The sequence below is a fragment of the Thioclava sp. ES.031 genome, from assembly GCF_002563775.1.
GTDB lineage: Bacteria > Pseudomonadota > Alphaproteobacteria > Rhodobacterales > Rhodobacteraceae > Thioclava.
The window spans coordinates 1,422,519-1,437,589 of sequence record NZ_PDJO01000001.1; the positions used below are offsets into that span (position 1 = coordinate 1,422,519).

A 15,071-nucleotide genomic window follows, 5' to 3' on the forward strand; every position below is an offset into this window, starting at 1 on the left:
GCAACGGTGCAGGGATACCGATGAGGCGCGCAATATCTAGGGGGGTTGCGTGTGACCTCTCCCATATGGGGAGGGTTTTCGCGCGTTCAAGCGTATTGCCGGTTACTTGGGCGACTCGCCGCGGCTTTCAGCGGTGTCGTGTTGCGTGTCCTCATAGACCGGCGGACGGCGCGCGGTGCTTTGGTGCAATTCCGCCGCCAGTTCGGCCTCTTCGGGATCAGTGTTGCCCGCGCGCGCAGGCGTGTCTTCGGCGCTCGCGGCGGGTGTCGATTTGGACGAGGGCTCCTCTGCGGAGGTATCCTCCTCTTCGTCGTCGTAGACTTCCTCGTCGAGCTCCGCCTCGGTATGGGCCGCGGGCGAATGTTCCAGCAGCAGCGCCATGATGTCGGTCCGGGTCAGAATGCCCACGAGCCGCCCGCTTTCGGTCACGGGCACGACGCGCGCCTCGCGCCGGGCCAGCCGTTCGAGCAATTCGCCCACCGGCGTGTCGCCCTCGACGGTCTCAATATCGGTATGGAAGATCGCCCGCACCTCGGCCTCGGGCGGGGCTGCGCGGAACCGCAGCGGGCGGCGCAGGATGTCGAATTCCTTGAACAGTTCGTCGAGCGCATCGTGCTGATCGACCACGCCCAGATAATAGCCGGAATTGTCGACCACCGGCAGCGTATGCACGTTGAGCGCGGTCATCTTGCGCACGATCTCGGACAGCGGCGCCTCGGGGCTGACGGTGACGGGATTCTGCGTCATCAGATCGCGCACATGCGTATCGGCGAGAAGCGACTCGGCGGCGCGGTGTTCGGCCACCGCCATCAGCCGCGCCAGATCGGCCGGGTCCATATTGGCCGACTGGTTGAACTCGACCAGAAGGTTCGACAGGTCGCGCTGGCTGAGCGAGCGGGCCGGGCCGCGGGCGCGTCCGACATGGGCCGGGTGATAAGCGAGCGGGCGCGTCGGGTAGGAAATGCCGAACAGCCGGTTCCAGATCATCGCGAACCCGATCATCAACACGGTCATCACCGCGATCGGGAAGATCGCGAACTCGAAGCCGAGCCGTCGCCCGGCCTCATGTTCCAGCACCACCAGCAGCGCGATCCCGGCGGCGGGCGGATGCAGCGCGCGCGCCGCCATCATCGCCGCGATCGACCCACCGACCGCCAGCCCGTCCGCATAGGGCGGCGGGGTCACCATCAGCACCGCGACCGGCACCACGGCGGAGATCATCATCCCCATCATCGCGGACCACGGCTGCGCCAGAGGCGAATTCGGCAAAACGAACAAGAGCACCGCCATCGAGGCGAAGCTGGAGACGAGGTAGATCCCGGCCTGACGCGAATGGGGCAGGGTGGCCACGATGAAGGTCACGACGAGGATCGCCACCCCCGCACCGACCGCGCCGCGCAGAATGTCGACCGCGGGCCTGCGCCCCATCGAGGGACCAAAGCGGCGCAACTGGCGGCGGACATTCTTGGGCAGGTGTGAGATCGGCATCGGTTCGCTGGGTTGGAAAAGGTGCGACAGGTATCGCGCCTGCCACGCGCGGATGCAAGCGCGGGGGCGGTGAGAGGACACGGCGGTTGATGGTCGGACGGCACCGCAAGGGCGTCTGACATCTTGCCATCATGCGCGGTGCCTCTATGGTGCGGCGCGACTTTACAGGCGAGACGAAAAACGGGGAGAGCGCGATGGCAGGACCGATAGACAAGACGCTGCGCGCGGCGAAGGCCCATGCGAAAAACGGAGCCTTTGCCGAGGCCGAGGCGCTCTATCGCGAGGTGCTGGCGCGGTTTCCCGGCAACAAGCGCGCGCAGGCCGGGCTGGCCGAGATCTCGCAGTCGCGCGCGACCCGCCCGATGAACCCGCCGCGCCCGGTGATCAACCAGCTCTTCGGGCTCAAGAAGTCGGGCCGTGACCGTGAGGCTGCCGAGGCCGCCGCCCGCGTTCTCAAGGAATTCCCGCGTGCGCCGGCAGCAATGGAAGTCCGTGCCGCGGCGCTCTCGGCTTTGGGCGATCACGCGGGGGCTGCAGTGCTCTATCGCGAACTGGTGGGAATGTTTCCCGACGCGCCCGACGCGCATGGCAGCTATGGCAACGAATTGATGGCGCTCTTTCGCGACGACGAGGCCGTAACTGAATTCGAACGCGTTCTGGAGCTGCGGCCCGGCGATCCGGTTGCGCTCAACAATATCGGCAATGCCAAGCGCCGCGCGGGCGAGCAAAGCGAAGCGCTCGACATGTATCGTGCCGCTCTTGAGGCCGCCCCCGATTTCGTGGAGGCGCAGCTCAACCTTGCGAATGCTCTGGTCGTGAACCGCAAATCGCAGGAGGCCGAACGACATCTGTCGGAAGTTCTGGCCAAGTTGCCGGACAATTTCCGGGCCTTGACTACCATGGGAGATGTCCGGCGTGATCTGGGCGATAAACCGGGCGCGATCGATTATTACAAGCGTGCGCTTGCTATTGATCCCGAGCATGCCGAGGCGCTGGCTTCACTTATAAATGCGACGCGTATTTCCGAAGGCGATCCTGTCATCGGGCGTCTCGAGGCTTCGCTTGAGGCACCGCATCATTCGGATAGGGAGCGGGTCCGGTTCGAATTTGCGCTTGGCAAGGCTTACGAGGATATTGGCGAGACCGAAAAGTCCTTCGCTTTCTATGCGCGCGGCAATGCGCGGCGCAAAAAGCTGCTGGGCTACACGATTGAGCAGGACGAAACGCTCTTCGCGCAGATCAAGCAGGCCTTCCCGGCCGCGCCTGACAAAATCACCGAGGCGCCGCAGAGTGGACCCGAGCCGATCTTTATCGTTGGCCTACCGCGCTCAGGCACGACGCTGACCGAACAGATTGTGAGCGCCCATCCCTTGGTTGAACCAGGCGGTGAGTTGACTGAGCTAGGTAGTGCGATGTCCGCACTCGACTGGTCGACCTCGGAAGACTTCCACGCCAAGGCCGATGAAATCCGCGCCGAGTACCGCGAGGTTTTGCGCGACCACGCGAAAGGCGCGCCCTTCGTGACCGACAAGATGCCGCTCAATTTCCGCTGGATCGGGGCTATCCGTGCGCTGTTTCCCGAGGCGAAGATCATCCATCTACAGCGCGATCCGCGCGCGGTGATCTGGTCTATCTACCGGCTGAATTTCAGCTCCGACGGCAATGCCTATGCCCATAGCCTCGACGATCTCGTGGCTTATCGGGCGCTGCATCAGGACCTGATGGCGCATTGGAAATCGCTCTTTGGCGAGACGATCTACGACCTGAGCTATGCGCAGCTTGTGGAGAACCCGGAAGCGGAGATCCGCGCTTTGCTCGACTATCTCGAACTGCCCTTCGACGAGGCCTGCCTGCGTCCGCAGGATAACAAGCGCATCGCCCGCACCGCGTCGCGCGATCAGGTCTCGAAGCCGATCTACAAGGGTAGCTCGCAGGCCTGGGAGAAATACGCCCCCTATCTGGAGGCAGCTTTCGCCAAGCTCGACTGAGAGTCTGGGCTTGCTTGTCACGGAATCGTCATTAACTTGTGAGGGCACTTAGGTAAGCCTCCCCCGATTCCCGAGCGGTTTCATTTCTTTCCTTAGGTGCGCCTCGCGATGGTGTCGTGGCAGGTTTTCTGCCGCGCTCTTCATGGCGTGGGTGCTCGCAATGGTCGGGGGACGATTTTGCGAGTGAAAGCCAATGGCCGGGTCCGTTGACAAGATTCTGCTTGCTGCGCGTGGTCACGCAAAGCGTGGGGAAATCGCGCAGGCCGAGGTGCTTTACCGAGAAGTGCTCGAGCGTTTTCCGGGCAATAAACGCGCGAAAGCGGGGCTTGAAGCGCTCGCGCAGGCCAGTAAGGCGAAACCCGCTGGGGGGCCGCCGCGCGCGCTGGTGCAGCAGTTGATGGGGTTGATGCAGGCGGGGCGCAATCGCGAGCTGGTCCATCAGGCGAACCGGGCGCTGGGGATGTTTCCCGAAACCGTCCTGTTGCTCGAATTCCGCGCGGCGGGGCAGGGGGCGCTGGGCGACCATGCCGGGGCGGCCGAGACTTATCGCCGCCTGATCGCCTTACGACCGGATCATGCCGACACGCATGGCAATCTGGGCAATGAGCTGATGGAGCTGGGCCAGCACGAAGACGCGATCGCTCAGTTCGAGCGCGTGTTGGCGATGCGCCCGGGCGATCCGGTCGCGCTGAACAATCAGGGCAATGCGCTGCTCGCGCTCGGGCGCGAGGCCGAGGCGCGCAAACGGTTCGAGGCCGCACTCGAGGTCGCGCCGAACGATGTGCATATGCTCAATAATCTGGGCAACCTGCTGCTGAACGAGGGGGATTTCGTTGCGGCGCGGCTCCGGTTGGAAAAGGGGCTGTCGCTCGATCCGCACCATGTGTTTCTGTTGAACAATCTTGGCATCGTGCTTCTTGCACAGGGCGACATGGCAGGCGCGCAGGCGCGGTTCGAGGCGGCGCTGAGCGCCGACCCGAGTTATGCCGAGGCCTGGTGGAACTTCTCGCGCCTGCATCGCTTCGTGCCCGATGATCCGCTGCTTTCGCAACTCGAAACGCAGGCCGCGGCGGAAGGCCATTCGGAGCATGACCGGATGCTGCTCGACTTCGCGCTCGCCAAGGCACAGCATGATGTCGGCGGGACCGAGCGGGCCTTCGCGCTCTGGCACTCGGCCAATGCCCGGCGCAAGGCCGAGTTGGGCTATGACATCGCACAGGACCGCAAGCTGTTTGCGCGGCTGCGCGACCGGTTTGCCGATCCCCATCCGTCGATCCCCGAGACCGAGGCGGATCGCTCTGCTCCGGTGCCGATCTTCCTGCTGGGTCTGCCGCGTTCGGGCACGACGTTGGTCGAGCAGATCGTCACCCAGCACAGTCAGGTCGCGCCCGGTGATGAGATCGCCACGCTGGATCGCGAGATGAGCGCGCTCGACTGGAGTGACCCAGAGGCCCTGACGCGGGAGGCGGAGCGAATTCGCGCCGCCTATTACGAGACGCTGACCGGGCTGGCCGATGGCAAACCCTTCGTGACCGACAAGATGCCGCTCAACTTCCGCTGGATCGGCGCGATCCGGGCGCTGTTTCCGCGCGCGCTGATCGTGCATGTCCATCGCGATGCGCGCGCGACGCTCTGGTCTATCTATCGCAACTTCTTTTCCAGCGCTGGTAATGGCTACGCGCATGATCTGGACGATCTCGTGGCCTATCACGGGCTCTATCGCGATCTGATGGCGCATTGGGCGGCGCAGCCCGGTGCGATCGTCGATTGCGGCTACGAGGCGCTGACGGAAGACCCCGAGGCGCGCAGCCGTGCGCTGATCGAGGCGCTCGGGCTGCCTTGGGAGGATGCCTGCCTGCGCCCTCAGGACAACGCCCGCACGGTCGCGACCACGTCGAACACGCAGGTGCGCAAGCCGATCTACAAGGGCAGCTCGCAGGATTGGGAGAAATACGCCCCCTATCTGGAGGCAACCTTCGCGAAGCTTGATTGAGCGCGGGCTTGCGGCACTCAGGCGCTACGCTAATTTGCACGGACCACCGAGAAAGTCCTCCGATGCCCGACCTATCCCATATCCTCGCTTTCGGTGCCGTGGCGCTGGCCATGGTGCTTAGCCCCGGTCCGAATATGATCTATCTGGTCTCGCGCACGATCTGTCAGGGGCGGCGCGCAGGGCTTATCTCGCTGGGCGGCGTCGCATTGGGCTTCGTCTTCTACATGCTCTGTGCGGCCTTGGGGATCACCGCGATCGTGCTCGCCGTGCCCTATGCCTATGACGCGCTGCGGATTGCCGGGGCGCTCTATCTGCTCTGGCTGGCATGGCAGGCGGTGCGACCGGGCGGGCGTTCGGCCTTCGAGACCCGCGATCTGCCGGTCGACGGGCCGCGCAAGCTATTCGCGATGGGCTTCGTCACTAACCTGCTCAATCCGAAGATCGCGGTGATGTATCTGTCGCTGCTGCCGCAATTCATCGACCCCGCGGCGGGATCGGTGCTGGCGCAGTCACTGGCGCTGGGCACGGTGCAGATCGTCATCTCGGTGGGCGTGAATGCTGCAATCGTGATGGGCGCCGGCGCATTGGCGCAATTCCTCGCGACGCGTCCGCTCTGGATGCGGGTGCAGCGCTGGGCAATGGGGACGGTTCTCGCCGCGCTGGCGCTGAGCGTGTTGCGCGATGCGCGGCGGTGAGACCTAGAACCGGTCCTTGCGGGCGCGCGCTTCGGTGAAGACTTCGACCGGCGTCGCGCTTTCGGGCAGGCCGAGCGCCGCGCGCAGTTTCGGATCGTCGCCGCGCAGGAACGGGTTGGTCGCCTTCTCCAGACCCAGTTCGACCGGAACGGTAGGGCGGGCCTGAGCGCGAATGGCGCGGACATTCTCCATCCGGGCCAAGAGGTCCGGGTTCTCCGGTTCGATCGAGAGCGCGAAGCGACCATTTGCCTCAGTATATTCATGCCCCGAACAGACCAACGTCTCGTCGGGCAACTCGCCAAACCGCGACAACGTGTCGTACATCTGCTGCGCCGAGCCCTCGAAGAGACGCCCGCAGCCCCAGCTCATCAGGCTGTCGCCGGAAAACAGCAGACCGCCCTCGGGGAAGTAATAGGCGATATGGCCGACCGTATGCCCATCGGCAGGCAGAACCTCGACATGCTCCATCCCGATCGCGAGCTTTTCGCCGGGGCTGACCTCCTGATCGAGCTTGGGCAGACGATGCGCATCCGCCTTGGCCCCCACGATTTTCGCCCCCGTTGCCGCTGACAATGCCTGAACGCCATCGATGTGATCGGCGTGGTGATGCGTCAGCAGAATCAGGTTCGCTTTCCAGCCCCGTTCGTTCAGCGCCTTCAGAACGGGCGGCGCTTCGGGAACGTCGATCACGGTGGTTGTGTCCGTCGCCGCCTCGTGCACGACATAGGCATAATTGTCGGCGAGACAGGGAATGATGAGAAGCTCAACGGCCATGGTGTTTTCTACCGCTTTGATTATCTTGGCACATAGCTAAGCCGAAGGAAGCGAAAGGCGCAATGCATCTCGACGTACTCGACCTGCGGAATTTCTACTACCGAACGCAGCTAGGCCGTGCGGCGCAGCGGGCAATCCGGGATCGGGTTGTTTCCATGTGGCCCGCGACGGGGCCGAAGATGGCGGGGCAGACGGTGGCGGGCTACGGCTTCGCGGTGCCGCTCTTGCGCCCCTATCTGGAGCCTGCGCGCCGGGTGATCGGGTTGATGCCGGCCGAGCAGGGCGTGATGCCGTGGCCTGCGGGGATGCCCAATGTCTCGGTGCTATGCGACGAGGCGCGCTGGCCGCTGGAGACGGGCCGGGTGGATCGGCTGATCGTGATGCACGGGCTCGAGACCTCCGACAATTCCGAGGCCCTGATGCAGGAATGCTGGCGGGTGCTGGGGCCGGGCGGTAGGGCGCTGTTCATCGTGCCGAACCGCGCCGGGCTCTGGGCGCCGCGGGAAACCACACCCTTCGGGTTCGGCAAGCCCTACACGCTGGGTCAGCTCGACCAGCTCGCACGCCGGTCCGGCTTCGTGCCCGAGCGCCATACCGGTGCGCTCTATATCCCGCCGAGCCATCGCCGCTTCTGGTTGCGCTCGGCCGCGATGTGGGAGCGGCTGGGCACCAAGGCGGCGGGCGTGCTGGCGGCGGGCGTCGTGATGCTCGAAGTCTCCAAGCAGGTCCATGCGCGCCATGATTCCGGCCTCGGCGCGCGGGTCCGCAAACCGCTGTCGATTCTCGAAGGGGCGGTGAAACCGGCGACGGACCCGGCCTGACACCGAAGTTAATTCCGCATGCGCGTCAGATCGTCGCCACGCAACAATCACGTTCGCGTATCGCCCTTAACGCAACTCTCCTGCGTTCCGTCGCGGGCGGCGAATAATTTTCCGACCGCCAACGCGTATTGAGGTGAATCACCCCCGCGCGGCATTCCGTGATCAACTGGTCCAAATTCCTGTTAGCGCCCACAAAATCCTCCCCTCCCTGTCACCTTCCCGCGACGAAGGGCAGATTGGAGGCCTTCTGCTCACATTCTCGTGCTCAAGACGGTTGCGAGGGGGGGATTGCTCTGCTAGTGACCTCCCCGATAAGCGGCGCGGAGGGCATGTCTCAAGCGCGCCGGGGGAGCGCCCCAAGGCCTGTTCCGGGTCGGGGCAAAACGCATCGGAAGGGTGGACGTGTCCGAACCAGCTTCGATTTCCGCAAGCATCGCCGGCCGCTATGCGCTGGCCATTTTTGAACTCTCGCGCGAAGCAAATGCCCTCGCCGCGCTCGAAACCGATGTCTCCGCGCTGTCGGAGGCGCTGGCTGGCTCTGACGAGCTGCGTGAGGTGATTGCATCGCCGGTCTACACGCGCGACCAGCAGGCAGCTGCAATCGGCGCTCTGGCAGGCAAGATGGGCCTGTCGGACCCGATGAAGAACGGTCTGCAACTGATGGGCGCCAAGCGTCGTCTCTTCGTGCTGCCGCAGCTGCTCAAGGCGCTGTCGGATCTGATCGCGGACGAGAAGGGCGAAGTGACCGCAGATGTCACCTCGGCCAGCAAGCTCAGCGCCGCACAGGCCAAGAAGCTCGCCGAAGTGCTGAAAAACCAGACGGGCAAGACCGTCAAACTGAACACCGCCGTCGATGAAAGCCTCATCGGTGGCATGATCGTAAAGCTGGGCTCGCGCATGGTCGACACGTCGATCCGTTCGAAGCTCGCTTCTCTCAAGAACGCCATGAAAGAGGTCGGATAAATGGGCATCCAAGCAGCTGAGATTTCTGCGATCCTCAAGGAGCAGATCAAGAATTTCGGGCAGGACGCCCAAGTGGCCGAAGTCGGTCGCGTGCTGTCGGTTGGCGACGGTATCGCGCGCGTCTACGGGCTCGACAACGTCCAGGCCGGTGAGATGGTTGAATTCCCCGGTGGTATCCGCGGGATGGCACTGAACCTCGAGACCGACAACGTCGGTGTCGTGATCTTCGGTTCGGACCAGGACATTAAAGAAGGCGACACCGTCAAGCGCACGAACTCCATCGTGGACGTGCCGGTTGGTGAAGCGCTGCTCGGCCGCGTGGTCGACGGTCTCGGCAACGCACTCGACGGCAAAGGCGCCATCGAAGCGAAAGAGCGTCGCGTCGCCGACGTGAAAGCTCCGGGCATCATCCCGCGTAAATCGGTTCACGAGCCGATGGCGACCGGCCTCAAGTCGGTTGACGCTATGATCCCGATCGGCCGTGGCCAGCGCGAGCTGATCATTGGCGACCGTCAGACCGGTAAGACCGCAATCGCGCTCGACACCATTCTGAACCAGAAGTCGTATAACGACGCTGATCCGTCCAACAAGCTGCACTGCTTCTACGTCGCGATCGGCCAGAAGCGCTCGACCGTGGCGCAGCTGGTGAAGAAGCTCGAAGAGACCGGTGCGATCGAATACACCACCGTTATCGCCGCGACCGCTTCGGACCCCGCGCCGATGCAGTACCTCGCGCCCTACACCGCGACCGCGATGGCGGAATACTTCCGCGACAACGGCATGCACGCGCTGATCATCTATGATGACCTCTCGAAGCAGGCTGTTGCCTATCGCCAGATGTCGCTGCTGCTGCGTCGCCCGCCGGGCCGCGAAGCATATCCGGGCGACGTGTTCTACCTGCACTCCCGCCTGCTGGAGCGTTCGGCGAAGCTGAACGAAGACTTCGGCGCCGGTTCGCTGACGGCTCTGCCGGTCATCGAAACCCAGGGCGGCGACGTGTCGGCCTTCATCCCGACCAACGTGATCTCGATCACCGACGGTCAGATCTTCCTCGAGACGGAACTCTTCTACCAAGGTATCCGTCCCGCCGTGAACACCGGTCTGTCGGTGTCGCGCGTTGGTTCGTCGGCTCAGACGAACTCGATGAAAACCGTGGCGGGCCCGGTTAAGCTGGAACTGGCACAGTATCGCGAAATGGCGGCCTTCGCTCAGTTCGGCTCGGATCTCGACGCCGCAACTCAGAAGCTGCTGAACCGTGGTGCGCGCCTGACCGAGCTGATGAAACAGCCGCAGTATTCGCCGCTCACCAACGCGGAAATCGTGGCCGTCATCTTCGCCGGCACCAACGGTTATCTCGATGGCATCCCGGTGTCCGAGGTCGGCAAGTTCGAACAGGGTCTGCTGGATTACCTGCGCAACTCGCGCAAGGACATCCTCGACTGGCTCACGAACGAGGATCCGAAGATCAAGGGTGACGCGGCCGACAAGCTGAAAGCCGCTATCGACGAATTCGCCAAGACCTACGCGTGATTGGCCTGAAAGGACAGGGACATGCCCAGCCTTAAGGACCTTAAAAACCGGATCGGAAGCGTCAAGAACACGCGGAAGATCACCAAGGCGATGCAAATGGTCGCCGCCGCGAAACTCCGCCGCGCCCAAGAGGCGGCGGAGGCCGCGCGCCCCTATGCTGAGCGGATGCACTCCGTGATGGCCGGGCTCGCGGGCTCGGTGCAGGGATCGGACAATGCGCCGCGCCTGCTCTCGGGGACCGGCTCGGACAAGGTGCAGCTTCTGGTGGTCATGACCGCCGAACGCGGCCTGTGCGGTGGCTTCAATGCCAATATTGCGAAGCTCGCGCGCCAGACGGCTGACAAGCTGCTGGCCGAGGGCAAAGAGGTGAAGATCCTCACCGTCGGCAAGAAAGGCCGCGATGCGCTGCGCCGTGAATACGGCGAGTACTTCATCGGCCACGTCGATCTGAGCGACGTCAAACGCCTGAGCTATGACGACGCGCAGAAGATCGCCCGCGACCTGATCGGTCGCTTCGACAATGGCGAGTTCGACGTCGCGACGATCTTCTTCTCGATCTTCGAGAGCGTGATCGCGCAGCGCCCGACCGCGAAGCAGATCATCCCCGCTTCCTATGAACCGGAAGAGGGCGAAGAAACGCCGAGCGTCAATTACGACTACGAACCCAGCGAGACGCAAATCCTCGAGGATCTGCTGCCGCGCGGGGTCGCCACGCAGATCTTCACGGCTCTGCTGGAAAACGGTGCCTCGGAACAAGGTGCGCGGATGTCCGCGATGGACGCTGCGACGCGCAATGCGGGCGATATGATCGACAAGCTGACGATCGAATACAACCGCACGCGCCAGGCCGCGATCACCAAGGAACTCATCGAAATCATTTCGGGCGCCGAGGCGCTCTGACGGAACCGGAGAAAAACAGACATGGCAAGCAATGGTAAAGTGACCCAGGTCATCGGCGCCGTCGTCGACGTGCAGTTCGACGGCGAGCTGCCTGCGATCCTCAACGCGCTGGAAACCGAGAACAACGGCAAGCGCCTCGTTCTCGAAGTGGCTCAGCACCTCGGCGAAAACTCGGTGCGCACCATCGCAATGGACGCGACCGAAGGTCTCGTGCGCGGCGCCGAAGTTAAAGACACCGGCAAGCCGATCTCGGTGCCGGTCGGCAACGCGACCCTCGGCCGCATCCTGAACGTGATCGGCGAGCCCGTGGACGAGAAGGGCCCCGTGGAAGCGGACGAAACCCGCGCCATCCACCAGCCCGCGCCGAACTTCGAGAGCCAGGCGACCGCCTCGGAAATCCTCGTGACCGGCATCAAGGTCATCGACCTGCTCGCACCCTACTCCAAGGGTGGTAAGATCGGCCTGTTCGGCGGCGCTGGCGTCGGCAAGACCGTTCTGATCATGGAGCTGATCAACAACATCGCAAAGGTGCACTCGGGCTACTCCGTGTTCGCCGGTGTGGGCGAGCGGACCCGTGAAGGGAACGACCTCTACCACGAGATGATCGAATCCAACGTCATCAAGCCCGACGATCTGTCGAGCTCGCAGGTGGCACTGGTCTACGGCCAGATGAACGAGCCTCCGGGTGCGCGTGCGCGTGTCGCTCTGACCGGTCTGACCCTCGCAGAGCAGTTCCGCGACCAGTCGGGCACCGACGTTCTGTTCTTCGTGGACAACATCTTCCGCTTCACGCAGGCGGGTTCCGAGGTGTCGGCACTTCTGGGCCGTATCCCCTCGGCAGTGGGCTACCAGCCGACGCTGGCCACCGACATGGGTGCGATGCAGGAGCGTATTACCTCGACGAAAGCCGGCTCGATCACCTCGATCCAGGCCGTCTACGTGCCCGCGGATGACCTTACCGACCCGGCTCCGGCCACCACCTTCGCCCACCTTGACGCCACGACCGTTCTGTCGCGTGCGATCTCGGAACTCGGCATCTACCCGGCTGTGGACCCGCTGGACTCGTCCTCGCGTATCCTCGATCCGGGCATCGTCGGCGAAGAGCACTACAAGGTCGCCCGTCAGGTGCAGGAGATCCTTCAGCGCTACAAGGCTCTGCAGGACATCATCGCCATCCTCGGCATGGACGAACTGTCCGAAGAGGATAAGCTGACCGTGGCTCGTGCCCGTAAGATCCAGCGTTTCCTCTCGCAGCCCTTCGACGTTGCGAAAGTGTTCACCGGTTCGGACGGCGTTCAGGTTCCGCTCGAAGACACCATCGAGTCGTTCAAGGCGGTTGTTGCAGGCGAATACGATCACCTGCCCGAAGCGGCCTTCTACATGGTTGGCGGCATCGAGGACGTGAAAGCGAAAGCCGAGAAACTCGCCGCTGCGGCGTAAGGAGGCATTATGGCCGACACGATGCAATTCGATCTCGTTGCGCCCGAGCGCAAGCTGGCCTCGGAAGAGGCGGCGGTCGAGGTCATGGTGCCTGGCGCGGATGGTGACCTGACGGTCATGCCCGGCCACGCGCCGATGCTGACCACGCTGCGTCCCGGCAAGCTGACGATGGTGACGCGGTCGGAAACCCAGAGCTACGCGGTGACGGGTGGCTTCGCCGAGATCACCCCCGAGGGGATCACGGTTCTGGCCGAGCGTTCGCTGCCCGCGGAAGAGTTCACCAAGGAAGTCCACGATCGCCTGATCGAGGAAGCCCGCCGCGTCCATGACGAGGCGCATCCTTCGGTGGCCGACATGACCGCGAAGCTGCTGGCTGACATGGAGGCCCTTGGCTCGCATATGCTGAGCTGAGACCTCTCGCGAAAAGATTTAGGAAGCCCCGGATTTTCCGGGGCTTTTTATTGTCCGCAGTTGCGGTAAGCTCTGCCTCAGGTTGAAAGAAAGAGGCCCTGTCTCGATGATCACGATCGAAAGCCACCGTCTGGGGATGCAACGCGGCTCGCTCGTGCTGTTCTCCGACTATCAGGATGGCGGCGCCATGTGGACGGGCGAGGGGCCGCGCGAGCTGCGCAAGAAGGTTGCCTTCCCCGAGCCGTTTCGCGCGACGCCGATGGTGCAGGTCTCGTTGTCGATGTGGGACGTGGACGGCAAGCACAATTCGCGGATGGATATCTCCAGCGACGGCGTCACGCCCGAGGGCTTCGTGATCGTTTTCCGCACCTGGGGCGACAGCCGTGTGGCGCGGGTGCGCGCGGATTGGCTGGCACTGGGCGGCGTTTCGCATGAGGATGACTGGGACATCGACTGATCCGCGCCGACAGATCCCATGAAAAACGCCCCGCCGATCGGCGGGGCGTTTTCCTATGTCTGGGGGAGGGCGGTTCGCGAACCGCCCCGCCGAAAGATCAGTCGAGCGCCTTGAAGTTCAGCGCCGCACCTTCGTCCTTGATGCCCGAGAACCAACGGGCCGTGACGGTCTTGGTCTTGGTGTAGAAGCGGAAGGCGTCGGGACCGTACTGGTTGAGGTCGCCGAAGGCCGACTTCTTCCAGCCGCCGAAGGTGTAGTAGCTCAGCGGAACCGGGATCGGGAAGTTGATGCCGACCATGCCGACATTGACGTTCGCCGCGAAGTCGCGCGCCACGTCGCCATCGGCGGTGTAGATCGCGGTGCCGTTGCCGTAGGGGTTGTCGACGACCAGATCGAGCGCCTCGTCATAGGTCTTCGTGCGCACCATCGACAGGACCGGGCCAAAGATTTCCTCTTTGTAGATGTCCATGTCGGGGGTGACGTTGTCGAAGAGCGACGGGCCGACGAAGAAGCCGTCCTCATAGCCCTGCAGCGAGAAGTCGCGGCCGTCGACGACAAGGTTCGCGCCCTGATCGACACCCGAATTGATGAGCGACTTGATCCGCTCCTGCGCCTGCTTGGTGATGACGGGACCGTAATCCACGTCGTCGCCACCGGTATAGGGGCCGACTTTCAGCTTCTCGATCTTCGGCACGAGACGCTCGACCAGCGCATCCGCCGTGCCGTCGCCCACCGGAACCGCAACCGAGATCGCCATGCAGCGCTCGCCAGCGGCGCCGTAGCCCGCGCCGATCAGCGCGTCGGCGGCCTTGTCCATGTCCGCGTCGGGCATGATGATCATGTGGTTCTTCGCACCGCCGAAGCACTGCGCGCGCTTGCCGTTGGTGGCGGCACGACCGTAGATGTATTGCGCGATCGGGGTCGAACCCACGAAGCCCACGCCCTGGATCGTCTCGTGATCGAGGATCGTGTCCACGGCTTCCTTGTCGCCGTTGACGACCTGCAGCACGCCATCGGGAAGACCGGCTTCCTGTGCGAGTTCCGCGAGCATGATCGCCGTGGTCGGCACGCGCTCGGACGGCTTGAGGATCATCGCGTTACCCGAAGCGAGCGCCGGGCCCATCTTCCACAGCGGGATCATGGCGGGGAAGTTGAACGGCGTGATGCCGGCCACGACGCCCAGCGGCTGGCGCATCGAGTAGAGGTCGATACCGGGGCCCGCGTCGCCGGTGTATTCGCCCTTGAGCATCGCAGGCGCGCCCATGCAGACCTCGATCACTTCGAGGCCACGCTGCACGTCGCCCTTCGCGTCGGGGATGGTCTTGCCGTGCTCTTTCGACAGAGCCTCGGCGAGCTTGTCCATGTCGCGCTCGATCAGCTGACCGAATTTCATCATCACGCGGGCGCGGCGCTGCGGGTTGACCTTCTGCCATTCCAGCTGCGCTTTCGCGGCGTCGGCGATTGCCGCATCCAGCTCAGCCGGGGTGGCCAGCGCGACCTTGGCGATCTGCTCGCCGGTGGCGGGGTTGAAGACTTCGCCGAAGCGGCCGGACGTGCCCGCGACGCGCTTGCCGTTGATCCAGTGACCGATTTCTTCCATGAGACACTCCT

The 15,071-nt window shown here is 63.8% G+C and carries 13 protein-coding genes; 10 read left to right on the plus strand and 3 right to left on the minus strand.

The annotated features are described in order from the left end of the window. Positions 1-102: 102 nt before the first annotated feature. On the minus strand, positions 103-1,488 hold the full coding sequence (locus AXZ77_RS06900; protein ID WP_098410579.1) for an HPP family protein: 1,386 nt from the start codon (positions 1,486-1,488) through the stop codon (positions 103-105). Between the two features lie 194 nt (positions 1,489-1,682). Between AXZ77_RS06900 and AXZ77_RS06905 the strand changes: the two genes are divergently transcribed. From AXZ77_RS06905 to AXZ77_RS06915, 3 genes are all read left to right on the plus strand, one after another. Next, a complete protein-coding gene (locus AXZ77_RS06905) occupies positions 1,683-3,476 on the plus strand; it encodes a sulfotransferase (protein ID WP_176535979.1) in 1,794 nt (597 codons plus the stop codon). 193 nt (positions 3,477-3,669) lie between these two features. Further along, positions 3,670-5,469: a sulfotransferase gene (locus tag AXZ77_RS06910; protein WP_098410581.1), complete on the plus strand. Its 1,800-nt coding sequence runs from the start codon at positions 3,670-3,672 to the stop codon at positions 5,467-5,469. Between the two features lie 62 nt (positions 5,470-5,531). After that, positions 5,532-6,164 carry a LysE family translocator gene (locus tag AXZ77_RS06915; RefSeq protein ID WP_098410582.1) on the plus strand — a complete coding sequence of 211 codons (633 nt, stop codon included), beginning with the start codon at positions 5,532-5,534 and terminating at the stop codon, positions 6,162-6,164. A gap of 3 nt (positions 6,165-6,167) precedes the next feature. Here the strand turns inward: AXZ77_RS06915 and gloB are convergent, their stop codons facing one another. Then, entirely contained in the window at positions 6,168-6,938 is a 771-nt protein-coding gene (gloB, locus tag AXZ77_RS06920; protein ID WP_098410583.1) for a hydroxyacylglutathione hydrolase, read from the minus strand. Between the two features lie 62 nt (positions 6,939-7,000). Between gloB and AXZ77_RS06925 the strand changes: the two genes are divergently transcribed. From AXZ77_RS06925 to AXZ77_RS06955, 7 genes are all read left to right on the plus strand, one after another. Continuing rightward, entirely contained in the window at positions 7,001-7,759 is a 759-nt protein-coding gene (locus AXZ77_RS06925) for a class I SAM-dependent methyltransferase (RefSeq protein ID WP_078539508.1), read from the plus strand. Positions 7,760-8,161: 402 nt separating this feature from the next. Beyond that, on the plus strand, positions 8,162-8,722 hold the full coding sequence (locus AXZ77_RS06930; RefSeq protein WP_098410584.1) for a F0F1 ATP synthase subunit delta: 561 nt from the start codon (positions 8,162-8,164) through the stop codon (positions 8,720-8,722). Then, positions 8,723-10,252 (plus strand): F0F1 ATP synthase subunit alpha, encoded by a 1,530-nt coding sequence (gene atpA / locus AXZ77_RS06935; protein ID WP_098410585.1) that lies wholly within the window; start codon positions 8,723-8,725, stop codon positions 10,250-10,252. Between the two features lie 21 nt (positions 10,253-10,273). Then, a complete protein-coding gene (locus tag AXZ77_RS06940) occupies positions 10,274-11,152 on the plus strand; it encodes a F0F1 ATP synthase subunit gamma (protein ID WP_098410586.1) in 879 nt (292 codons plus the stop codon). Positions 11,153-11,173: 21 nt separating this feature from the next. Beyond that, entirely contained in the window at positions 11,174-12,592 is a 1,419-nt protein-coding gene (gene atpD / locus AXZ77_RS06945) for a F0F1 ATP synthase subunit beta (RefSeq protein ID WP_098410587.1), read from the plus strand. A gap of 9 nt (positions 12,593-12,601) precedes the next feature. Beyond that, positions 12,602-13,003, plus strand: coding sequence for a F0F1 ATP synthase subunit epsilon (locus AXZ77_RS06950; RefSeq protein ID WP_078519400.1), 402 nt, complete (start codon positions 12,602-12,604; stop codon positions 13,001-13,003). 106 nt (positions 13,004-13,109) lie between these two features. After that, positions 13,110-13,460, plus strand: coding sequence for an H-type lectin domain-containing protein (locus tag AXZ77_RS06955; protein WP_078546656.1), 351 nt, complete (start codon positions 13,110-13,112; stop codon positions 13,458-13,460). 97 nt (positions 13,461-13,557) lie between these two features. Here AXZ77_RS06955 and AXZ77_RS06960 read toward each other — a convergent pair whose 3' ends face one another. Next, positions 13,558-15,060, minus strand: coding sequence for a CoA-acylating methylmalonate-semialdehyde dehydrogenase (locus tag AXZ77_RS06960; RefSeq protein WP_098410588.1), 1,503 nt, complete (start codon positions 15,058-15,060; stop codon positions 13,558-13,560). Between the last annotated feature and the right edge of the window lie 11 nt (positions 15,061-15,071).